The organism is Flavobacterium algoritolerans (assembly GCF_030010385.1).
GTDB classification, from domain to species: domain Bacteria; phylum Bacteroidota; class Bacteroidia; order Flavobacteriales; family Flavobacteriaceae; genus Flavobacterium; species Flavobacterium algoritolerans.
Map to the genome: position 1 here is coordinate 102,121 of NZ_JASCRZ010000001.1, position 22,852 is coordinate 124,972.

General features: G+C 34.4%; 15 protein-coding genes. 6 read left to right on the forward strand and 9 right to left on the reverse strand.

What is annotated here, in order from left to right:
* Window positions 1–77 precede the first annotated feature (77 nt).
* Window positions 78–2,711: a valine--tRNA ligase gene (locus tag QLS65_RS00395; RefSeq protein WP_282714506.1), complete on the reverse strand. Its 2,634-nt coding sequence runs from the start codon at window positions 2,709–2,711 to the stop codon at window positions 78–80.
* A 160-nt stretch (window positions 2,712–2,871) separates the two neighbouring features.
* Here QLS65_RS00395 and QLS65_RS00400 point away from each other — a divergent pair, with 160 nt between their 5' ends.
* Window positions 2,872–3,258 carry a DUF1573 domain-containing protein gene (locus QLS65_RS00400; protein ID WP_282710329.1) on the forward strand — a complete coding sequence of 129 codons (387 nt, stop codon included), beginning with the start codon at window positions 2,872–2,874 and terminating at the stop codon, window positions 3,256–3,258.
* A 61-nt stretch (window positions 3,259–3,319) separates the two neighbouring features.
* Here QLS65_RS00400 and QLS65_RS00405 read toward each other — a convergent pair whose 3' ends face one another.
* A complete protein-coding gene (locus tag QLS65_RS00405) occupies window positions 3,320–4,651 on the reverse strand; it encodes a PDZ domain-containing protein (protein WP_282714508.1) in 1,332 nt (443 codons plus the stop codon).
* Window positions 4,652–4,778: 127 nt separating this feature from the next.
* On the opposite strand from QLS65_RS00405, the gene QLS65_RS00410 reads away from it, so the two are divergent.
* The 5 genes from QLS65_RS00410 (at window position 4,779) to lgt (ending at window position 9,835) form a co-directional block, all read left to right on the forward strand.
* Window positions 4,779–5,984, forward strand: coding sequence for a pyridoxal phosphate-dependent aminotransferase (locus tag QLS65_RS00410; RefSeq protein ID WP_282714510.1), 1,206 nt, complete (start codon window positions 4,779–4,781; stop codon window positions 5,982–5,984).
* Window positions 5,985–6,210: 226 nt separating this feature from the next.
* Complete coding sequence (folE, locus tag QLS65_RS00415; RefSeq protein WP_282710335.1) at window positions 6,211–6,882, forward strand: GTP cyclohydrolase I FolE; 672 nt, start codon at window positions 6,211–6,213, stop codon at window positions 6,880–6,882.
* A gap of 142 nt (window positions 6,883–7,024) precedes the next feature.
* The gene (gene cysS, locus QLS65_RS00420) at window positions 7,025–8,503 is read left to right on the forward strand and encodes a cysteine--tRNA ligase (protein ID WP_282714512.1); all 1,479 of its coding nucleotides are present in this window, start codon (window positions 7,025–7,027) and stop codon (window positions 8,501–8,503) included.
* Window positions 8,504–8,591: 88 nt separating this feature from the next.
* Window positions 8,592–8,840, forward strand: a complete 249-nt coding sequence (gene yidD / locus QLS65_RS00425) for a membrane protein insertion efficiency factor YidD (RefSeq protein WP_282714515.1) — start codon at window positions 8,592–8,594, stop codon at window positions 8,838–8,840.
* A gap of 68 nt (window positions 8,841–8,908) precedes the next feature.
* Window positions 8,909–9,835: a prolipoprotein diacylglyceryl transferase gene (gene lgt / locus QLS65_RS00430; protein WP_282714517.1), complete on the forward strand. Its 927-nt coding sequence runs from the start codon at window positions 8,909–8,911 to the stop codon at window positions 9,833–9,835.
* A 60-nt stretch (window positions 9,836–9,895) separates the two neighbouring features.
* On the opposite strand, the gene QLS65_RS00435 is transcribed toward lgt, so the two are convergent.
* The 7 genes from QLS65_RS00435 to QLS65_RS00465 form a co-directional block, all read right to left on the reverse strand.
* Window positions 9,896–12,163: a T9SS type B sorting domain-containing protein gene (locus tag QLS65_RS00435; RefSeq protein WP_282714519.1), complete on the reverse strand. Its 2,268-nt coding sequence runs from the start codon at window positions 12,161–12,163 to the stop codon at window positions 9,896–9,898.
* A gap of 141 nt (window positions 12,164–12,304) precedes the next feature.
* Complete coding sequence (locus tag QLS65_RS00440) at window positions 12,305–12,919, reverse strand: acyloxyacyl hydrolase (RefSeq protein ID WP_282714521.1); 615 nt, start codon at window positions 12,917–12,919, stop codon at window positions 12,305–12,307.
* Between the two features lie 136 nt (window positions 12,920–13,055).
* Window positions 13,056–16,028 carry a protein translocase subunit SecDF gene (gene secDF / locus QLS65_RS00445; RefSeq protein ID WP_282714523.1) on the reverse strand — a complete coding sequence of 991 codons (2,973 nt, stop codon included), beginning with the start codon at window positions 16,026–16,028 and terminating at the stop codon, window positions 13,056–13,058.
* Window positions 16,029–16,254: 226 nt separating this feature from the next.
* Complete coding sequence (gene mdh, locus QLS65_RS00450; protein WP_282714525.1) at window positions 16,255–17,190, reverse strand: malate dehydrogenase; 936 nt, start codon at window positions 17,188–17,190, stop codon at window positions 16,255–16,257.
* A 93-nt stretch (window positions 17,191–17,283) separates the two neighbouring features.
* A complete protein-coding gene (gene gyrB, locus QLS65_RS00455) occupies window positions 17,284–19,227 on the reverse strand; it encodes a DNA topoisomerase (ATP-hydrolyzing) subunit B (RefSeq protein ID WP_282714527.1) in 1,944 nt (647 codons plus the stop codon).
* A 181-nt stretch (window positions 19,228–19,408) separates the two neighbouring features.
* Window positions 19,409–21,025 (reverse strand): asparagine synthase B, encoded by a 1,617-nt coding sequence (gene asnB, locus QLS65_RS00460; protein WP_282714529.1) that lies wholly within the window; start codon window positions 21,023–21,025, stop codon window positions 19,409–19,411.
* 194 nt (window positions 21,026–21,219) lie between these two features.
* The gene (locus QLS65_RS00465; RefSeq protein WP_282714531.1) at window positions 21,220–22,845 is read right to left on the reverse strand and encodes an amidohydrolase; all 1,626 of its coding nucleotides are present in this window, start codon (window positions 22,843–22,845) and stop codon (window positions 21,220–21,222) included.
* Window positions 22,846–22,852 lie beyond the last annotated feature (7 nt).

The following is a 22,852-nucleotide window of genomic DNA, read 5'->3' on the forward strand; positions in this document are numbered from 1 at the left end:
TATTTACTTGATTTTTCAAAAAAAAATCCCATTCGCCGAGACGAATGGGATTTTAAATTTTATAAATAAACTAACTCTTATTTCAATCCTGCCAAACTATGTTCGATAGTTTCAATTTTAGATAAGGCATCCGCTTCTTTTTGTCTTTCGTTTGCCAAAACTTTCTCTGGCGCACCAGCCACAAATTTCTCATTTGCTAGTTTGTTTTGAACTGATTCCAAGAAACCTTGTGTATAAACTAACTCAGCAGTCAGTTTTGCAATTTCCTCTTCAAGGTTTATATTTCCTGTAATCGGAATGAAATACTCATTTGATTTTACACGGAAAGATAACGCTCCTTCTACTTTATCCGAAACATATTCTAATGAAGTAATATTCCCTAATTTAGTTATAACAGTATCAAAATAAGTAGACACTTTATCATTGTTTACCGCTTTCAATTCGATTGTATCTTTAAACGGAATATTCTTGTCTTTACGAATCGTTCTAATTCCAGATATCACTTCAATTGTATTTTCGAAATCAGCAATTAGACCCGCATTAAAAGGTTTCATTTCCGGCCAAGTCGAAACGATTAATGCTTCCTCTTTAGTTCTTTCGGCAAGAATTTGCCAAATTTCCTCTGTCAAGAAAGGCATAAAAGGATGTAATAATTTCATGTTATTTTCCAGCATTTCGATGGCTTTCGCCAAAGTTACACTGTCAATTGGCTGTTGGTAAGCCGGTTTTATCATTTCGAGGAACCAAGAACAGAAATCGTCCCAAACCAATTTATAAATGGCCATTAAAGCATCCGAAATTCTGTATTTTTCAAAATTATCTTCGATTTCTAGAAGTGTTTGTTGCAATTTAGCTTCATACCATTCAATCGCCACTTTAGAGGATTCCGGTTGCGGAATAGCGTCCGAAACTTCCCATCCTTTTATCAGTTTGAACGCATTCCAGATTTTGTTGGTAAACGCTTTTCCTTGGTTACACAACTCTTCATCAAACATGATATCATTTCCTGCAGATGCGCTCAAAAGTAATCCAACACGAACTCCATCAGCACCAAATTTCTCAATCAAGTCCAAAGGATCTGGTGAATTTCCTAATGATTTAGACATTTTGCGTCTTTGTTTGTCACGAACCAAACCAGTCAAATACACGTTTGTAAATGGTTTTTCCCCTGTATATTCATAACCTGCAATAATCATTCTCGCTACCCAGAAAAACAAAATATCTGGACCAGTAACCAAATCATTGGTTGGATAATAGTATTTGAAATCTTCGCTTTCTGGATCCATAATTCCTCCAAAAACAGACATTGGCCACAGCCAAGAAGAAAACCAAGTGTCTAATGCATCAACATCTTGTTTCAAGTCAGAAGTTGTAAGTTGTAAGTTGTTGGTTCTTTCTTTAGCTAAAACTAAAGCTTCTTCGATAGATTCAGCAACTACGAAATCTTCTTTTCCGTCCCCATAGAAATAGGCTGGAATTTGTTGTCCCCACCATAATTGACGCGAGATATTCCAATCGCGGATATTATTTAACCAATGCGCATACGTATTATTAAAACGAGCTGGATGCAATTTGATTTCGCCGTCTTCCAAAACCGATTTAATAGCTGGTTTTACCAAATCTTCCATTTTCAAGAACCATTGGTCTGATAAACGAGGCTCGATAACTGCTTTAGTTCTTTCAGAAGTACCTACTTTATTCAAGTGTGTTTCTGTTTTTGCCAAAGAACCAATTGTTTCTAATTCTTTAGCAATTGCCTCACGAACCACAAAACGATCTTGTCCTTGGTAGTTCAATCCAAAACTATTCAAAGTAGCATCTTCATTGAAAATATCAATAATTTCAAGATTATGCTTCTCCCCTAATGCTTTGTCATTCATATCGTGCGCCGGAGTCACTTTTAAACAACCGGTCCCAAATTCGATATCTACATATTCATCTTCGATTATTGGAATTACTCTTCCGCAAATAGGTACAATTGCTTTTTTGCCTTTCAAATGATCAAAACGTTCATCATTTGGATTAATACAAATTGCAGTGTCTCCAAAAATAGTTTCCGGACGTGTGGTTGCAATAGTCAGAAAGTCTTCACTTCCTTCGATTTTATATTTTAGGAAATATAATTTTCCTTGTTGTTCTTCATAAATTACTTCTTCGTCAGACAAAGTAGTTTTTGCTTCGGGATCCCAGTTTACCATTCGGTATCCTCTATAAATCAAGCCTTTGTTGTATAAATCCACAAAAGAACGAATTACTGAGGCTGACATATCAGGGTCCATTGTAAACTTGGTTCTTTCCCAATCGCAAGAAGCACCCAGTTTTTTCAATTGGTCTAAAATTACACCTCCGTATTTGTCAGTCCATTCCCAAGCATGCGCCAAGAATTCTTCGCGTGTTAAATCATTTTTATTGATTCCTTCGGCTTTTAATTTCGCAACTACCTTAGCTTCAGTAGCTATGGAAGCATGATCCGTTCCTGGAACCCAACAAGCGTTGAATCCTTTAAGACGCGCTCTTCTGATTAATACATCCTGAATGGTATTATTCAACATGTGTCCCATGTGTAAAACTCCGGTAACATTAGGCGGAGGAATTACTATGGTATATGGTGTTCTATGGTCTGGTTCTGAGTGAAAATAATTGTTCTTCATCCAGTAGTCATACCACTTATTTTCAATGGTTTTAGCGTCAAATTGTGCAGGGATTGTCATAAAAAGCAACTGTTAAAACCAAAATTAAACTTTGGTCTGATATTTGTAATTCTAATTGGGAACAAAAGTAAATAATTAAGTACACTATAAAAAGAGAAATAAAAATTTGTACGTTAATTAAAAGAAAGTAAATTTACTAAATGAATTTAAATATCACAAAATGAAAAAAACAATAGCTTTATTCGCATTCGCATTAATCAGTAGTATCGGTTTTGCTCAGAATGGCCCAAAAATAGAATTTGCAGCCAAAGACAATACAATTGATTATGGAAAGGTTACTAAGAATGAAAATGGCTCTCGTGATTTTATCTTTACAAATACAGGAAATGCGCCATTAATTATCACTAATGTATTGTCTACTTGTGGATGCACAGTTCCTACAAAACCAGATGAACCTATTATGCCCGGGAAATCAGGAAAAATAACTGTAAAATACAATATGGCTCCAGGACCAATCAGAAAAACACTAACTGTTGAGTCAAATGCAGTAAACTATGAAGGCGGACGAGTACCTCTGAAAATTAAAGGAGAAGTTATTTCTAATTAATTCCAGAATCAAAAATAAATTAAAAACGCTTTTGGATATTATTTCCAAAAGCGTTTTTTGTTTATAAAATATTGTACAATTGAAACCTGAATTTTAAGATTTCGCTTTTACGTTCCACTTCTAAAGTAATCCATTTTTCTTCATCTCCCTTAAAAAGAGCATTGATTGCTTGCAAGGAAAATTTATGAATGGGATGGTTATTAATCGAAATGATTATGTCCCCTTTTTGCAATCCTGTCTTAGCTGCCAGAGAATTTTGTCTGACATAGGCAATTTCATAATTAGGCTTTAATCTGAATTTATATTTAAAGTCATTAGCAAATGCATTAGCAACTCCTGACTCATTATATTTTGTAGATAACGGAACCGTTTCCATTCGCACAGTTTCCTGAACCCACTGTAATCCGTTCTGTTGTATTTCTACTCCACTTTTATTGTAGCTAAAAGGAGCACTGTAATCACTATTCTTTTTTAAATATATTTGGCAGTTTTGGTAATCAAAAACAACTGCAAACCGCTTCATAATCTCTCCACCTACTGAGCCTTTACGATCTGGCACCATATTTACATTCCTAATTGATACCGAATCTGGAAAGGCCACCACAGGATTATTAAATTCAAAATCTCCCATCTCAAATTTTTTAATTATGGCTCTTTTACCTTTTACATCACCACTAAAACCTCTTCCTAAAAAGTCTTCGAAATTTTTAGCTGGAACTTTAATCAATTCTGATCGATCTTGGAACAACCATATTGCATCGCTGTTCCCTATATCTATCAATAATTTTACAGGAATTTCTTTATTATCCTGAACCACGGTACTTTTCAAATAGGGCTTGGATTTTTCAACGGTAATAGGAATTGTTTTGTAACTTTTCTCGATTCTTTTTCGATTTTTATCATTGTCTTTATAAACTATAACTCTCTTTTTCCTATAATTGACTTCTACTAAATTATTTCGAAAAAAATGATACCCAATAATTCCATTAACTGGAATTCCAACATGTGACGATAAATTAAATTCAGGGTCCAAAATAATATAGAGCATATGATCATCATACTTCATATTATTGAACTCTAAAATATTATTAGTAGATTTTAGTCCTTCAACAGCATCTTGGCTTCCTAATCCCCTCAGCAATATTTTTTCGGCATTAAAGAAACGAACTTCTTTTTTATCTTCTAAACTAAATAATATAGTTTCGGCAACACCAGTATCCAATAAAAAATTTAATTCTACTCCATTTACTTTGACAGGCACAAAGACTAAATTATTAATCAATTTAAAAGGGACAGTAATTTTATTTACGTTTTTTTCAAACTGAAATCCTTGTTGTGCAAAAACAGGGAAAACAAACAGGTAAATGAGAATAATAACTATTGTTTTTTTCATTGTTAATCTTTTACATAAAAATACTAAATAAATCATATCAAAAATGCAGATTTAACAATATATACGCTCATTGATTATAATAAATTCGAAAAAAAAATTGCAAATTTGCAATTCAATAATTAAGACTATGCCAAAAATATCAAACAAAGGCAAACAAATGCCGGAATCGCCAATACGAAAATTAGTTCCATACTCAGAAATAGCGAAGAAAAAAGGACATAAAGTATACCATTTAAACATTGGTCAACCAGATATTAAAACTCCTGAAGTTGCCATGAATGCAGTTAAAAATATTGACTTAACCATTCTGGAATACAGCCATTCAGCTGGAAATGAAAGCTATAGAAAAAAACTATCTTCCTACTATATCCATCAAGGGATTTCAGTAAATATTGAAGACATCATTATCACAACTGGTGGATCAGAAGCGCTTATGTTTGCGATGGGAAGCACTATGGACCAAGGAGATGAAATCATTATTCCAGAACCATTTTATGCTAATTACAATGGTTTTTCAACAGCGTCAGGCGTTACTGTTGTTCCTGTAATTTCGACTATTGAAACTGGTTTTGCTTTACCGGCTGTTGAAGATTTTGAAAAACTGATTACTCCAAAAACGAAAGCTATCCTTATTTGTAACCCAGGAAATCCAACAGGATATTTATATTCGAAAGAAGAAATTATGCAACTGGCTGCTTTAGTCAAAAAACATGATTTATTCTTAATTTCTGACGAGGTTTATCGTGAGTTTACCTATGATGGTGACATTCATTATTCAGTAATGAACGTTCCCGGACTTGAAGAACATGCTATTATGATTGATTCGGTTTCTAAGAGATACAGCATGTGTGGCGCAAGAATAGGATGTATTGTTTCTAAAAACAAGGAGGTCATAGCTACCGCTATGAAATTTGCACAAGCTAGATTAAGTCCTCCAACAATTGAACAAATAGCAAGTGAAGCTGCACTTGATACTCCAAAAAGTTATTTTGACGAAGTAATTTCAGAATACAGAGAACGCAGAGACACCTTGATTGAAGAATTAAATAAAATAGATGGTGTTATTGTAAGCAAACCAAAAGGTGCTTTTTATTGTATTGCACAACTTCCTGTTGACAATGCTGATAATTTTGCCCAATGGCTTTTAGAAAGCTATGACTTAGATGGTGAAACTGTAATGGTAGCTCCAGCTGCAGGGTTTTATTCTACTCCAGGAATGGGATTAAATCAGGTTCGAATCGCTTATGTTTTGAAGAAAGCTGACTTAATTAGCGCAGTAAGAATCTTAAAAGCAGCAATTCCTGTTTATAATGCATCCGTAACAAAATCATAATTAAACAAGAAATTTTACATTTACCACTACAGTAAATTGACTTCTATATATAAAGGCAATAGCGAACTCGTTATTGCCTTTCTTTTTACTTCCAAAAAAAGAAATGATAAAGGCCTATAGAAACCGATAAAGAAGTCTTAAATAGTGAGACCGATAGAAATTCTTAAATTTTTATTATTTATCTTTACCGCTTAAATATTTATACCAACAATAATAGTTGCTTTTAATGATAAAAAACGAAGAATTTCAAGACGAAATAGGAGATAATCATGTTAGTTTATCCGCAAAAAATCCAGTAAGAGATGATGCATTTGACATTTCTGATGATGATAAAATTGAAAAAATAAAAAAAGACGTTGAGAGCATTCTAATCACACTTGGAATGGACTTGACTGATGATAGTTTGAAAGGCACGCCCAATCGTGTTGCAAAAATGTTTGTAAAAGAAATTTTTGGCGGTTTAAACCCTGCAAAGAAACCAAAAGCGTCTACATTTGACAATAACTACAAATATGGCGAAATGTTAGTTGAGAAAAACATTATCGTTTACTCTACTTGCGAACATCATTTATTACCAATCATAGGAAGGGCTCATGTGGCTTACATTTCTAATGGAAGCGTAATTGGTTTATCCAAAATGAATCGTATTGTAGAATATTATGCCAAAAGACCTCAGGTTCAAGAGCGTTTGACTATGCAAATTGTTCAGGAATTACAAATCGCTTTGGGTACTGAAGATGTCGCTTGTGTGATTGATGCGAAACATCTTTGCGTTAATTCAAGAGGAATCAGTGATATAGAGAGTAGCACTGTGACATCAGAATTTGGTGGGAAATTTAAAGATAATGTAACTCGCAGAGAGTTTTTGGATTATATCAAATTAGAAACAAAGTTCTAGTCCTCTCCCCGACCCTCTCCAAAGGAGAGGGAGCCTGGTCTAGTAAAATCAAAACAAGATTATAACAATTATTAATAACACATTCACGTCTCAACTCCCTTCCCTTTGGGGAGGGCTGGGGTGGGGAAAACAATAATCTACAATGCCATTATATAGTAGCCAAACTCTAAAAATATATAATTCTCTTTCGGGAGAAAAAGAAATTTTCACACCAATACATGAAGAAAATGTAGGAATGTACGTTTGTGGGCCTACGGTTTACAGTAATGTGCATCTTGGAAATGTGCGAACATTCATGTCCTTTGACGTGATTTTCAGGTATTTTTTGCATTTGGATTACAAAGTGCGCTACGTTCGAAACATTACGGATGTAGGTCACATTGTGGATGATGTGGATGAAGGTGAAGATAAAATTGCAAAAAAAGCCCGTTTAGAGCAACTGGAACCTATGGAAGTGGTGCAACGCTATACGGTAGATTTTCATGATATATTGAATGAATTTAATTTTTTACCACCAAGTATTGAGCCAACAGCTACAGGTCATATTATTGAGCAAATTGAGATTATTAAAACCATAATCGACAAAGGAATTGGTTACGAAGCCAATGGATCGGTTTATTTTGATGTTGTAAAATTCAATCAAACTAATCATTACGGAAGATTAAGCGGCAGAAATATTGAGGATATGCTGGCTAATACCCGTGATCTTGATGGTCAAAGTGACAAGAGAAATCCACAGGATTTTGCGCTTTGGAAAAAAGCCGAACCACAACATATCATGCGTTGGCCTTCGCCATGGAGTGATGGATTTCCGGGTTGGCATCTTGAATGTACCGCTATGAGTACGAAATATTTAGGCAATCATTTTGACATTCACGGAGGTGGAATGGATTTGAAATTCCCGCATCATGAATGTGAAATTGCTCAAAATGAAGCATGTACTGGTCAAACTCCAGTCAATTACTGGATGCACGCCAATATGCTTACTTTAAACGGTAAAAAAATGGCCAAATCTACTGGTAATAATATTTTGCCAAGAGAAATTTTGACCGGAGAAAACACTATTCTAAGCAAAGCCTTTTCAGCATCGGTAGCACGATTTTTTATGTTACAAGCGCATTACCGAAGCATTCTTGATTTTTCTGATGATGCCATTGTCGCTGCCGAAAAAGGATACAAACGATTGATGGAAGCAATGATTTCATTAAAAGATATCACTGCTGACACAAAAAGTACGATTGATATTCCGGCATGGAAACAATTGTGTTACGACGCCATGAACGACGATTTTAACACTCCAATTCTAATTGCACAGTTATTTGAAGGTGTTCGTTTTATCAATTTGTTGAAAGATGGAAAAGAAACATTGAATACCGAGGATTTAAAATCTTTTGAAAAAGCAATGAACAGTTTTGTTTTTGAAGTCCTGGGACTGGAAGATGAAAAAGTTTCGGATAGCAGTAATGACAAATTAGAAGGGACGGTAAACATGCTTATTGAAATGAGAAAACAAGCTCGTGACAATAAGAATTTTGATTTATCAGACCAAATTAGAGATCAATTGATTGCATTGGGAATTCAGCTGAAAGATGGAAAAGAAGGAACTACTTTTAGTATTTAGTTTTCTACACCAAGTTGCAGATTAATACTGTGAAATAATTTTGATTAACAATAGTGAAGTTTTAAATTCTAATACTAAAGTTAAAGTCATGTTGTCAAAAATAGTTGTTTACCCATTTTTGCTATTGGTTCGGTTTTATCAAGTTGCTATTTCCCCTTTCACTCCAGCAGCATGTAGATTTGAGCCAACCTGCTCTTCCTATATGATTGAAGCATTACAAACCCATGGCTTATTTTATGGTGGATTTTTAGGAATGAAACGTATTTTAAGTTGCCATCCTTGGGGCAAAACAGGTTATGATCCTGTTCCCAAAAAAGTATGTCATCATAAACATTAACTTTTTTTAAATACGAAATTTTACTTTAAATCTATATTTTTACAACTAATAAACAAATTTAACACTAAATGACACACGCTTTAAACATCGTTTGGAATCCATCAGAAGGAATCGATTTAGGCTTTTTTATCATTCGATATTATAGCTTAATGTTTGTAATTGCCTTTGGATTAGGCTGGTACATAATGAAACATATATTTGAAAATGAAGGAGAATCTATAGAAAAATTAGATTCATTGTTTATCTGGACTGTGCTAGCCACTTTGATTGGCGCACGTTTAGGACACGTTTTCTTTTATGATTGGGAGTATTACCGCAATCATTTATTGGAAATCATTTTACCTTTCCGTTTTTCCCCAAATTTTGAATTTACAGGTTATCAAGGTTTAGCAAGTCACGGCGCTGCTATTTCAATCATAATAGCGATGTACTTTTACAGTAAAAATATACTTAAAAAGCCACAAATGTGGATTCTAGACCGGGTGGTAATTCCTGTTGCTAGTGGAGCTATTTTTGTTAGATTAGGAAATTTTTTCAATTCAGAAATTATAGGTCATGAAACCACATCTCCTTTTGGAATAAAATTCATCAAAGATCATTTCAGCCCAATGGATGCAGTTAATGCAACTCAAATAGCCAATCCTAAAGATGCCTATACAGCAATAGCAAGCGATCCAAAATTTGCCTCATTGCTGGAGCAGGTTCCTGTAAGGCATCCTACGCAGTTGTACGAAGCATTTTGTTACGTTTTTGTTTTTGCTATTTTATTTTTCTTGTATTGGAAAACTGAAAAAGGGAATAAAACAGGATATCTATTTGGTATGTTTCTAGTGCTTTTATTTTCTGTACGTTTTGTAGTGGAATCCGTTAAGGAAAGCCAAGGCGGCTTTGAAAGTGCTTTGGGATTATTTTCTACAGGACAATGGCTAAGTATTCCTTTCATTTTAATTGGGCTCTATTTTATTTTCACTGCCGAAAAACCTCTTAAAGTATAACATCATATTTACTTAACAAAACGAAAAAGCTCCCGTCGCAATGGGAGCTTTTTTGTTTTATTATCTTTTTAGTGAAAAATGGGATTTGAATTTCTTAGGAATATCTTGTTCAGTGTACTCAATACTGAACCAATAATCATTGGCTGGCATTGGCTGTCCAATATACGTTCCATCCCATCCCGTGCCATTTGGAAAAATTTCTTTTAAAAATTTACCATGACGATCAAATATTAGAATTTTTGAATTTAATTGGTCTTGCAAAGCAAAAACATTCCAAGTATCATTATACCCATCAGCATTTGGTGTGAAAAACTTAGGATAATTGATTACTAAAACATTAGTTCTAGTTATTGGCGGACTACAGCCATTTTTGTCTATAACAGTAACGGAATGAGTTCCTAAAGATACATATTCAAAAACAGGGCTTTCCTGAAATGGTCCATCATCTAATTGATACAAATAATCGCCAGTTCCTGTAGCGATAACTGTAACTATTTGATTTTTCGCAAAAGCCTCAGAAACTGTCCAATCTACATCTAAAAGGGTATTTGAGGGAGTCACAGTAACATTAATTGTTTGTGAAGTGGCACATTGATTTGAATTTGGAGAAAAAACATAAGCACCACTTGCCATATTGTTAACAATTGCAGGCAACCAAGTTCCTGAAATTCCATTTGGAGAAGTAGTATTCAAAATAGGCGGTATACCTCCCATACAGATTGAAAAATTAGAAAAATTAGGCTGAACAAGAGGAGTAACAGTAACTGCTAATGTTTGGCTATTGGCACATTCAGATGCATTTGGCGTAAAAACATAACTTCCGCTAGTTGTATTGCTAACTGTTGATGGCGACCAAGTTCCTGTGATTCCATTAGGAGAAGTTGTTGCTAATATTGGCGCAGTAGATCCTGAACAAAACGGGGCTATTGCGGGAAAATTAGGTGTTCCTTTTGGTATAATCGTCACACTTAATGTTTGTGTAGTCGCACATTGATTTGGATTTGGTGTAAAAACATAGTTCCTGCTAACAGTATTACTAATCGTTGATGGAGCCCATGTACCAACAATACCATTTGGAGATGTATTTGCCAAAAGTGGTGCAGTAGTTCCAGAACAAAACGGTGGAATACTTGCAAAATTTGGCGTAACAACCGGTACAATATCAATTGTGACTCTTATAGGTGTTGCTGAAGTACATTGTCCTGTATTAGGTGTAAAAGTATAAGTAACTGGACCTAAAACTGCCGTATTAACTGTAGCTGGACTCCAAGAACCTGAAATAGCCGGTGTATTATTTGAAGTTGTTGGCAAGATTGGTGCAGTCGCATTTTGACAAACTGTAGTTGGAATACCCGTAAAAATTGGTGTTACCAATGGGGTAACGATTACATTTAAAGTTTGTGTGGTAGCACATGGAAACAAAGTTGAATTTGGAGTAAATACATAACTTCCGCTAGTCGTATTGCTTATTATTGCTGGCAACCAAGTTCCTGTGATTCCATTTGGAGAAGTAGGACCTAGTAACGGTGCTGGAGTTCCAGTGCAAAAAGGAGCAATAGCAGGAAAATTAGGAGTTACTGTTGAAGTTCCGCAAGGCACACTACAAGTGATAGTTTGTGGAGGCACACAAGGATGTGTAGCTGAAGACAATGTTAATGTTGCAGATTGCCCTGGTAACATATTAAATACTTGAACATGAGAAACACCTGTACTTCCGGTTACAGGAGAACCACCTTGAATTGTATAGGTGTAATTATACGAATTAGAAATCAGAGGATTATTAGACCAATCAAAAAATACGGAAGAAGCTCTATCAGCTGGTAAAATCTGCGAAGCGTCACATCTGAAATTAAGAATAGTGGCGCCATTATTAGCAACCACAATAACATCAATTTTTGAACGAGTACTTTCAACACCTCCTACAGTTTCACTAACATAATAAGAAGTAGTTCCTACGGTAGCTGTTGAAGGAGTTGGCGCGGTAGCTGATGCCGTTCCCCCAGTTGCGTTTGTACCATACCAATTTAATGTTCCTCCGGAAGATGCTGTGGCCGTCAATGCAGTTGCTACAGCATTTTGACAATAATAAACAGGAGTAGTAACTGTTGGCGGGGAAGCTAAAATATCTAAATTTTCATTTCTGGATATAAGAAATAGTAAAGCATCCTTAGAATAAGAACTTGTTTTTAAAGTAAAAATCGAGCCACTCTTAACTGACCCAAGGCCCTTGTTTTCAAGACCAATGCTGCTATTTTTAGCATGAAGAATTGAATTAGACAAAATTGTAATTAAAAAAATAAAAACGAAAGACTTAATAAATTTTTCCATTATTAGTTAGGTTTTAATTTCATCAAAAAAACAGCGAGCTTTAACAAATATTTAGTAAATATATAAATTTTACACTTTCATAATCTATAAGTTCATAGATATTAATAGATTATACATAACATCGAAAATTCAGAAGTAATTCTATAAAGGAAATGAAAAACCAAAATCAATATTTTTAGTATTATAACCTGAATTTGAACCTTGCAATCCAGCATTGGACACATGACGAAAATTCGGTCTTATGTCAACTGTTATTTTATTTACTTTAAAAGTAAAACCTAAAGCTAATACATCTGAAAAAGCAAAACCTTTTGACAATCGCTCTGTCTCTGTGTCTGCAAACATAGGTCCAACACTACCAAGAACATAAATACTTGCAGTTTCAAAAACTGGTTTTCGCATCAAAAAACCAATATTTAAAACATATTCTTTTAAATCTTTTAACTTAGTATATCTTTCCCTTTTTTCAATATAATTAGGGTCATCAGGCTTAACAAAATAAAAATTCAATAGTTGATGCTTTGCAAAGTTTAGCTCTGGTTGCAATAAGATTTCATATTGAAAACGTTTTGTTTGTTTTACGCTATAGTATACTTGTAGTTTATAGTAACTGTTTGTATATGTATAGTCGCTATTTTTTAATTCAGTTCCAAAGCCATAACCCAAGCCTAATTTAACTTTACTCGATGAATCTTGCGCAAAAAATGTTTGATAACTAAAGACAAAAATTAAAATAAAAATTATTTTTTTACACATGAAATTTAGTTTATAGCCAATATATTTCTTTACCATTAAATTACAAATAAAAACTTAAAATTGGCATTAGAGCATAAAAAAAAAGAGATTCAACTTTCGCTGAATCTCTTTTTAAAAATTTATGTAAAAAGCTCATTTAGCTTTCTTGATGTGCTTTTTCTACCTTGCTTTTATCCTCTTTAGATATTGTATCCACAAGTACCGGAGTAGCAATAAACAATGAAGAATATGTTCCTACGATAATACCCACTAACATAGCAAATATAAATCCTCTGATAGATTCCCCTCCAAAAACAAACATGATTAATAAAACCACGATCATTGTTAATGAAGTATTGATTGTTCTGGACATTGTTGTATTAATAGATTGATTTACAATCTCAGCAAAAGTACCTTTAGTTTTTCCTGCTAAATACTCTCTAACTCTATCAAATACAATAACAGTATCATTCATAGAATACCCAATAACCGTTAGAATCGCAGCGATAAAGTGCTGATCGATTTCCATACCAAAAGGCATAAATTTATAACACAAAGAGTAAATCCCTAATACAAAAACAACATCATGCGCAATAGCTGCAATTGCACCTAAACTATATTGCCATTTTCTGTAACTGATCATTAAGTATAAAAATACGATAGCCATTGCTCCAAGTACTGCCCAGTATGCATTTGTTTTAATGTCTTCTGCAACTGTTGGACCAACTTTAGATGCTAATAAAATACCTGATTTTTTACCATCATAAGCATTTACAAATTTCTCATACGTCATATCTGCTGAGAAATGTTGTTTTAAAGTAGCAAACAACAATTTATTTACTTCTTCATCAGCTTTAATTCCTGGCTCCTGAACTTTATATTTTGTTGTGATTTTTAATTGATTATCACTACCAAAAACTTTTACTTCAGCGCTACCATCAAAAACTTTAGCTAACTCCGCTTTTACAGCTTCAGTTTCAATTGGTTTTTCAAAACGCACTTGGAATGTTCTTCCTCCTACAAAATCAACTCCTTGATCTAAACCATTTGTTGCCAATGAAATAATACTTATAACAACTACAACACTAGAGAACAAATACGTCCATTTTTTTACTCCTAAGAAATCAAAATGAAAGTTATTAAACATATTCTTAGAGAAATTTGTAACAAACGTCAAATTATTCTTTTTACTTATGTTCCAATCAATGAAGATTCTAGCAATGAAAATAGAGGTAAATAATGAAGTTACAATACCAATTAATAATGTAGTAGCAAAACCTTTAATTGGTCCTGAACCAAAAATAAACAATACCGCTCCTGTTAAAATATGCGTTACGTTAGCATCAGTAATTGATGACATTGCACCTCTCCAACTGTAAGAAGTTTTAATGGCTTCCTCTAATGTTTTACCTGAACGTAATTCTTCTTTTGCTCTTTCGTAAATAATGATATTCGCATCAACTGCTGTTCCCATTGTTAAAACAATACCTGCAATACCTGGCAATGTAAGAACTGCTCCGATACTTGCTAAAATTCCGAATAAGAAAAGTAAGTTAACCGCTAACGCTACATTAGCATACCAACCTGCTTTACCATAATATATCATCATCCAAAGTGATACTAAAAGCAATCCTATCAAAGCAGAATTAGTACCATTATCAATAGCTTCTTGTCCTAAGGATGGCCCTACCACTTCTGATTGAACAATATCTGCAGCAGCAGGAAGTTTACCTGCTCTTAAAACATTCGCTAAATCTTTAGTTTCTGTAACATCAAAAGCTCCTGAAATTTCAGATCTACCACCAGAAATTGGACCTGTAGACACTCCAGGTGCAGAATAAACTACATCATCCAAAACAATAGCAATATTGCTTTTTTGAGTATATGCTCTACCAGTCAATTCTTCCCAAGATTTTGCTCCTTGACCATTCATTTGCATTGAAACCGCTGGTTTACCCATTTGGTCAAATGTATCTTTTGCATCAGTAACAACACCACCACTCATAGAAGGAACATTGTCTCTGTTTCCTTTTAAAGCGTATAATTCTACAGCATCAACACTTTTTGCTTTAGCATCTTTAATAGTCATTGGTTTACCCCAAACAAATTTTGCATAACGTTGGTCACCTGCTAATAAAACTCTAATATCTGCTCTTTTCAAATATCCGTTTACTACGGCAGTATCTTTTGGAGAGAAAAGACCTAAAACTGGACCTCCACCTTGACCAATGATTTTATCAAATAAAGGATTTTCTCCTTTTTTAGTAGCAGTTGAATCTTTTTCATCTGTAAGTAATGCACTTAAAGAATCTTTTACAACTGGTTTTACTTCAGTAGTTTTATTTTCAGTTTTTTTCAATGACTCGTTAGCAGCCATTAAGAAATTACCAATTTCTTCAATTTTATACGTTTCCCAAAACTCTAATTGAGCTGTACTTTGTAATAATTTTTTAATTCTGTCTACATCTTTTGCACCAGGAAGTTCCACAAGGATTCTTCCAGATTCTCCTAATTTTTGAATATTAGGTTGTGTTACACCAAATTTATCGATACGTTTTCTTAAAACACCAAAAGCACTTTCTACAGACTCATCTACTTTTCTGGAGATAACCTTTTTTACTTGTGCATCTGTCATTTGAAAATCAACTCCACCTTCACCTTGCAAGCTTCTGTTTGCAAAAATATCAGGAGATGCTAATTTTACAGTTCCTTTTGAATTTTCATCAAAAGCATCATAAAAAGCATCTAGATACGATTGATTTCCTTTTTGATTTGCAGTAGCATCAGCCAAAGACTTATTGAAAATTGGATTTTTAGAATTATTCGATAATCCTTTTAAAATATCCTTTACAGATATTTGAAGTATAACATTGATACCACCTTCTAAGTCAAGACCTTTATTGATTTGTTTGTCACTAACTTCATTGAATGTAAAATCGGTAAAACCAAGATTAAATACTTTTTCTTTACCAATAGAATCTAAATATTTTACTTCTTTTTCAGGATTTCCACCTGCAAAAGATTTTGCATCACTTTTTACTTTGCTCGCGACAAAAGTGAAAGAAAGTTGGTAAATACTTACCAATGCAAATAGAATTGCGAAAAATTTAATAAGTCCTTTATTCTGCATTATTACTAAAAATTAATTATTTTTTATTTATTTATTTTTGCTTTAAACCTTATAGAATAAGACTTGACATCGATTTTTTAATTTCAAAAAAGAATATCTCGAACTACATCATTTTTTTAAACCGAGCAAATATATAATTAACGTTAAGATTAACCAATTTATTTATTAATTAATCTCAAGAAAAAGACTGCATATTAGCAGTCTTCCTTATTATATATGTATTTTTTTATGCTAAAATCGATTTTAAGGCATCATTCATTTGTCTAACAGCATCAGCACTTTTAGCAAACAAGGCTTTTTCTTGTTCATTGAGCTTAATATCAAGAATTTCTTCCACTCCATTTTTACCAATAATACAAGGAACACCTATACAGATATCATCTTGACCGTATTCTCCTTCAACAAAAACGGAACAAGCGATCATTTTCTTTTGGTCATTCAAAATACTGTCAACTAAGAAAGCAACTGAAGCACCTGGAGCATACCAAGCTGATGTTCCTAAAAGCCCCGTAAGTGTAGCTCCACCTACCATCGTATCTGCAGCTACTTTTTGCAATTCTTCTTCCGATAGAAATTGAGAAACCGGAATTCCATTATAAGAAGCTAATCTTGTCAAAGGAATCATAGTAGTATCACCATGCCCACCAATAACCATTGCTGAAATATCATTTGCAGGTTTATCTAAAGCCAAAGACAAATACGTTCTGAAACGAGAGCTGTCTAATGCTCCTCCCATACCTATTATTCTATTTTTTGGTAATCCAGTAGATTTCAATGCTAAATAAGTCATGGTATCCATAGGATTAGAAACTACAACTATTATAGTATCCGGTGAATGTTTCAGTACGTTTTCAGCAACCGTTTTCACGATTCCTGCATTAATACCTATTAATTCTTCACGAGTCATCCCTGGTTTTCTTGGAATTCCTGATGTAATCACAACTACATCACTTCCAGCGGTTTTAGAATAATCATTAGTAACGCCTGATATTTTGGTATTAAAACCCGTATTAGTAGCACACTGCATAATATCTAAAGCTTTACCTTCAGCAAAACCTTCTCTGATATCTAACAACACTACTTCGCTGGCAATTCCTCTATAAGAAATTACATCTGCACAGGTAGCACCTACATTTCCTGCTCCTACAATGGTAACTTTCATATTTTAAAGTTTATTCGGTTATTAGTTAATTTGGTTAATCTCTATGGTGTCAATCGTAATTTATTCTAACAAAAAGCAAACGATTAAACTACGTTATGCATCAATATTAGCATAAACTGCATTCTTCTCAATAAATTCTCTTCTTGGTGGTACCTCATCACCCATCAACATAGAGAAAACTCTATCGGCTTCCGCCAAACTATCAATAGTTACTTGACGTAACGTTCTGAAACTTGGATCCATTGTAGTTTCCCACAATTGCTCCGCGTTCATCTCCCCAAGACCTTTATAACGTTGAATTCCTGCGCTTCCGCCCATTCTTTCATTCGCTTGATCACGTTGTACGTCATTCCAGGCGTATTCTTTCTTGTTTCCTTTTTTAACTAAATATAAAGGTGGTGCTGCAATATATACGTGACCTTCTTCGATTAATTCTTTCATGAATCTAAAGAAGAATGTCAAGATTAAAGTAGAAATGTGGCTACCATCGACATCGGCATCACACATAATAATTACTTTATGGTAACGTAATTTTTCAATATTCAACGCTTTACTATCTTCGGCAGTTCCAATTGTAACACCAAGTGCAGTAAATATATTTCGAATCTCTTCGTTTTCAAAAACTTTGTGATGCATTGCTTTTTCTACGTTCAAAATCTTACCACGTAATGGTAAAATTGCTTGAAACGCACGATCACGACCTTGTTTTGCTGTTCCACCTGCCGAATCTCCCTCGACAAGATATACTTCGCATTTTGCAGGGTCTTGCTCTGAACAATCTGATAATTTTCCTGGCAATCCACCGCCACCCATTACGGTTTTGCGTTGTACCATTTCACGCGCTTTTTTGGCTGCGTGACGTGCTTGTGCTGCAAGAATTACTTTTTGAACAATGATACGAGCGTCATTTGGATTTTCTTCCAAATAATTTTCAATCATTTCACTCACCGCTTGACTTACTGGCGAAACAACTTCTCTGTTTCCAAGTTTTGTTTTAGTTTGCCCCTCAAATTGTGGTTCCGCAACTTTTACAGAAATAATAGCTGTCAATCCCTCACGAAAGTCATCACCAGAAATATCAAACTTCAACTTATCCAACATTCCAGAAGCATCTGCATATTTCTTTAAGGATCTGGTCAAACCAGTTCTAAAACCTTGCAAGTGCGTTCCTCCTTCGTGTGTATTGATATTATTCACATAAGAGAAAATATTTTCGGTATAACTTGTGTTATAAATTAACGCAACTTCAACCGGAATCTCTCCTTTTTCATGGTCCATAGAAATAACATGTGCAATAATTGGCTCACGATTTCCATCTAAATAACGGATGTATTCTTTTAAACCTTCATCAGAATGAAAAATTTCAGAAACAAAATTTCCGTCTTTATCTAATTCTCTTTTATCTGTAAAAGTGATTGTAATTCCTTTATTCAAAAAAGACAATTCACGCATACGAGCTGACAAAGTATCATATGAATACTCTATCGTTTGGGTAAAAATACTTGGATCAGGGTAAAAAGTTACAATCGTACCTCTTTTAGTCGTTTCTCCAATTTGCTTAACTGGATACAACGCCTTTCCTTTTTCATATTCTTGTTCGTACACTTTTCCATCACTACTATGAACAGTAGCTCTCAAATGGTTCGACAGCGCATTCACTACAGAAACCCCAACACCGTGAAGTCCTCCAGAAACTTTATAGGAATCTTTATCAAATTTACCTCCGGCACCAATTTTGGTCATTACAACCTCCAATGCCGAAACACCTTCTTTTTTATGAATACCAACTGGGATTCCACGTCCATTATCTTCAACAGAAATAGACCCATCTTCATTTATATCTACTCTAATGGTATCACAATGACCTCCCATTGCCTCATCAATAGAGTTATCTACAACCTCATAAACTAAATGGTGTAGTCCTCGAACACCTACATCTCCAATATACATTGATGGGCGCATTCTTACGTGCTCCATTCCTTCTAATGCCTGAATACTATCCGCTGAATAATTGTCCTTCTTGATTTCTTCGCTCATATATTTTATTCTAAAAAAATGTAATTTTTGTCTAACACGCAAATATATAAAAACGCAAATTATATAACCGTTAAAATCCCTTTTTAAGCTCTTAAGTTATTAACATTTGTTCATATAACTACAAAAAAAACGCTCTCAAAATCGAGAGCGTTTTCTATTCCTGCAAAATCAATTTAATATTTTAAACCGTAACTCCTGTTTTAGCAATTTCGGTATCTGCCTGAACGTGCGCTGCATTGGCTCTTCCGCTTGGATCTTGATTTTCTTGCCATTTCGGAATCCACTTTCTAACCGTTTGTGCAGCACTTACTTGCGGATAATATTTATTAAATATAGATCTGTAAAAATAAGCCTCTTTAGTAGCAGGAGAATTGTATGGAAATTCAGCTGCAGCTCTGGCTAATTGCTCATCCGTAACTTGCGTAGAGCAGTATTCAATCAATTGATCAATCCAGTTGTATCCTACTCCATCAGAGAATTGTTCTTTTTGTCTCCATAAAACTTCTTCTGGAAGATATGGATTATCCGGTGTGTCAAATGCTTTTCTCAGAATGTATTTTTCCTTTCCATCGTACGTTTTATGCATCTTTTCTTCTGCTTTGATACGAACTGCCATATCCAAGAAAGCTTTGTCTAAAAAGGGAACTCTAGTCTCTAATCCGTGAGCCATCGTTGATTTATCAGCTCTTAATAAATCGGCAGTAAATAATTTCTGCACTCTTTCGATTGTTTCCTTTTGAAAATCTTCTGTTGAAGGCGCATTTCTAAAATACAAATATCCTCCAAAAATCTCATCTGCTCCTTCGCCCGAAAGCACCACTTTTATTCCCATATCCGTAATCGCTTTAGATAAGAAATACATTGGAGTACTTGCTCTTACCGAAGTCACGTCATAGGTTTCTAAATGCCAGATTAGTTTGTCCAATATTTTAATTCCTTCTTCGATAGTGAAGTGAATTTCATGGTGTTCCGTTCCTAAATATTCCGCTACTTTTCTGGCAGCAGCAGCATCCGGAGCATCAGCATCTAAACCAATCGAGAATGAATATAATTTTTTACCGCTTTCCGCCAAGAGTCTGGAAGCAATTGCTGAAGTCAAGGAAGAATCCAATCCTCCAGAAAGCAACACCCCAATTGGCACATCACTCATCAATCGTTTACGAGTCGCTTCGGTCAAAGTTTCTCTGATTAATTCTAAATCTAATTCTTGGTCTGCTTTTAAATAATCTTCATATTCCGGCTTGTAATATTTTACAAAACCCGTTTTTTGAGTATAAAAATGTCCTGGAGGAAAAGTAGAAAATGTTTTACATTGATCTGCAATAGGTTTCATTTCCGATGAAAAATAGATTCTTCCTCTTTCATCCAAACCATAATACAACGGCTTTACTCCCATTGGGTCTCTACCGGCAATAAAATCATCCCCATCAACGACTACAAAAGCCCAATCTCCATCCAACATATTGCAAAAATCGTATCCAAACTCTTCGTACAAATGCACAATAACCTCTGAATCTGATTTAGTTCTAAAAGTATGTTCTTTCAAAACACCATCTCTTAATTCCTGATGATTGTATATTTCGCCATTATGGACCATATAGGCCGTTTTTGTGCCTTGTATCGGTTGTTTTCCGGAATGCAAATCGATTATAGACAACCGTTCATGGCTTAAAATATGTCCTTTTTCGGTAACATGCAAATCACTTTCATCCGGGCCACGATGCGACATTCTTTTCGAAAGCTCCCCAACTAGCTGTTCGTCTTTTGCTCTTCCAATAATGGCTAATATTCCGCACATACTATTAAATTTTTATTTTTTACCAATTCTAACTCAACAAATATGCGACAGTAGTTACAAATACAAAACACAAACACACTATTTAGTTTAAATTTGAAACAAAAAAATAATTTTACATTTAAAATGTAATTAAAATACTCAATTAATAAAATTATTCCATTACAATTGTAAATAATCAAAGAAGACCTACAAACTTATCTCACTTTCTGACCTTTTAAATACGTATTTGTTGGTTTCATTTTCACTATTTTATTCTCTTCTACTTTCATTAAATCCTGATCATACATTACAAAGTCAGCCCATTTCCCCACTTCCAGACTTCCTTTTTCTTTTTCTTCGAAATTAGAAAAAGCTGCCCAAATGGTCATCCCTCTTAAAGTTTCAGCTCTGGTTAAAGCATTTTCCATTTGAAAACCCCCTTTAGGATACTCCTTACTGTCTTTTCTTGCAACTGCAGCATGAAAAGTGAGCATCGGATTTACTTCCTCCACAGGGAAATCAGTTCCTAAAGCTACCATTCCCGCTTTCTGAAGTAATTTTTTATAAGCATAGGCATTTTTCATTCTTTCTTTGCCTAATCTGTCTTCAGCCCAATACATATCTGATGTTGCATGCGTCGGTTGAATCGAAGGAATAATTCCAAATTTAAAATAATCAAAATCCGCTTCACGCAAAACTTGTGCATGTTCAATTTTCCATCTTCGATCTTTAGTGCCGGTCAAAACTTCTCCATAAATTTTTAAAATCACCGTATTTGCCGAATCGCCAATAGCATGCGTATTCAACTGAAACTTTGAAGCCGCAATTTGTCTGGCAACTTCTTTTAATCCAGCAATAGGTGCCAACAAAGCACCATATTGGTCGGGTTTATCAGAATACGGTTTGTGCATGCAAGCGCCACGAGATCCCAAAGCACCATCGCCATACATTTTAAAAGACCGTACATTTAAATTATCTGTTTTATAAATTCCTATTTTTAGATACAAATCAATATTTTTTTGATTGGCAGTAACCATAGCATACACATTAAGCTTCATCACTTTTGCTTTTTGCAAACTATCCATCAAATGAATAATATCAGGATCCAATCCTGCATCATTTACGGTTGTCAATCCGTAATCAAACATCACTTTTTCAGCATCCAATAAAGCGGCTATTTGTATTTTACGAGTTGGTTTTGGAATTATTTTAAACACTAATTCCATTGGATTATCTACTAAAATTCCTGTTGGTTCCCCATTTGCAATTTCAATCTGACCGCCAACAGCTTTAGTGTCTTTTGTGATCCCAGCTAATTTTAATGCCTTACTATTTACGATAATCGCATGACCGTCAACTCTATTTAATACTACAGGAATGTCAGGAAATACAGCATCTAATTGTGCCTTTGTAGGATACTTTTTTACTTTCCAATCGTTTTGATCCCAACCGTTACCTACAATAAACGTTGGATTTTTATCTTTTCGAAAAGCCTTTAAACGCGTAATTATTTCGTCCATACTTTTGGTACCGCGCAAATCAGCTTCTTGTAAGCTTAATCCATAACTGTAAAAATGGCAATGTGCGTCAATCAAGCCAGGATAAATGAACTTTCCTTCCGCTTCTATAGTGTTTTTGGCTTCATATTGTTTTGTAATCTCACGATTTGTGCCAATAGCCACAATTTTTCCTTTATCAATTGCCATAGCCGAAGCCTCCGCAAAAGAGTTATTGACCGAGTAAATAGTTGCATCTGTAATAATGGTATCAACAGAAATCTTATTTTTTTGATCACAGGAAATCAATAAAAACAAAGCAAGGAATGATGTAATAAATCTCATAATAAAC

Excerpts from the sequence above, each read along its gene's own strand:
- QLS65_RS00395 (WP_282714506.1), bottom strand. The coding sequence starts at position 2,711 with ATGACAATCCCTGCACAATTTGACGCTAAAACCATTGAAAATAAGTGG.
- QLS65_RS00400 (WP_282710329.1), top strand. The coding sequence starts at position 2,872 with ATGAAAAAAACAATAGCTTTATTCGCATTCGCATTAATCAGTAGTATC.
- QLS65_RS00405 (WP_282714508.1), bottom strand. The coding sequence starts at position 4,651 with ATGAAAAAAACAATAGTTATTATTCTCATTTACCTGTTTGTTTTCCCT.
- QLS65_RS00410 (WP_282714510.1), top strand. The coding sequence starts at position 4,779 with ATGCCAAAAATATCAAACAAAGGCAAACAAATGCCGGAATCGCCAATA.
- folE (WP_282710335.1), top strand. The coding sequence starts at position 6,211 with ATGATAAAAAACGAAGAATTTCAAGACGAAATAGGAGATAATCATGTT.
- cysS (WP_282714512.1), top strand. The coding sequence starts at position 7,025 with ATGCCATTATATAGTAGCCAAACTCTAAAAATATATAATTCTCTTTCG.
- yidD (WP_282714515.1), top strand. The coding sequence starts at position 8,592 with ATGTTGTCAAAAATAGTTGTTTACCCATTTTTGCTATTGGTTCGGTTT.
- lgt (WP_282714517.1), top strand. The coding sequence starts at position 8,909 with ATGACACACGCTTTAAACATCGTTTGGAATCCATCAGAAGGAATCGAT.
- QLS65_RS00435 (WP_282714519.1), bottom strand. The coding sequence starts at position 12,163 with ATGGAAAAATTTATTAAGTCTTTCGTTTTTATTTTTTTAATTACAATT.
- QLS65_RS00440 (WP_282714521.1), bottom strand. The coding sequence starts at position 12,919 with ATGTGTAAAAAAATAATTTTTATTTTAATTTTTGTCTTTAGTTATCAA.
- secDF (WP_282714523.1), bottom strand. The coding sequence starts at position 16,028 with ATGCAGAATAAAGGACTTATTAAATTTTTCGCAATTCTATTTGCATTG.
- mdh (WP_282714525.1), bottom strand. The coding sequence starts at position 17,190 with ATGAAAGTTACCATTGTAGGAGCAGGAAATGTAGGTGCTACCTGTGCA.
- gyrB (WP_282714527.1), bottom strand. The coding sequence starts at position 19,227 with ATGAGCGAAGAAATCAAGAAGGACAATTATTCAGCGGATAGTATTCAG.
- asnB (WP_282714529.1), bottom strand. The coding sequence starts at position 21,025 with ATGTGCGGAATATTAGCCATTATTGGAAGAGCAAAAGACGAACAGCTA.
- QLS65_RS00465 (WP_282714531.1), bottom strand. The coding sequence starts at position 22,845 with ATGAGATTTATTACATCATTCCTTGCTTTGTTTTTATTGATTTCCTGT.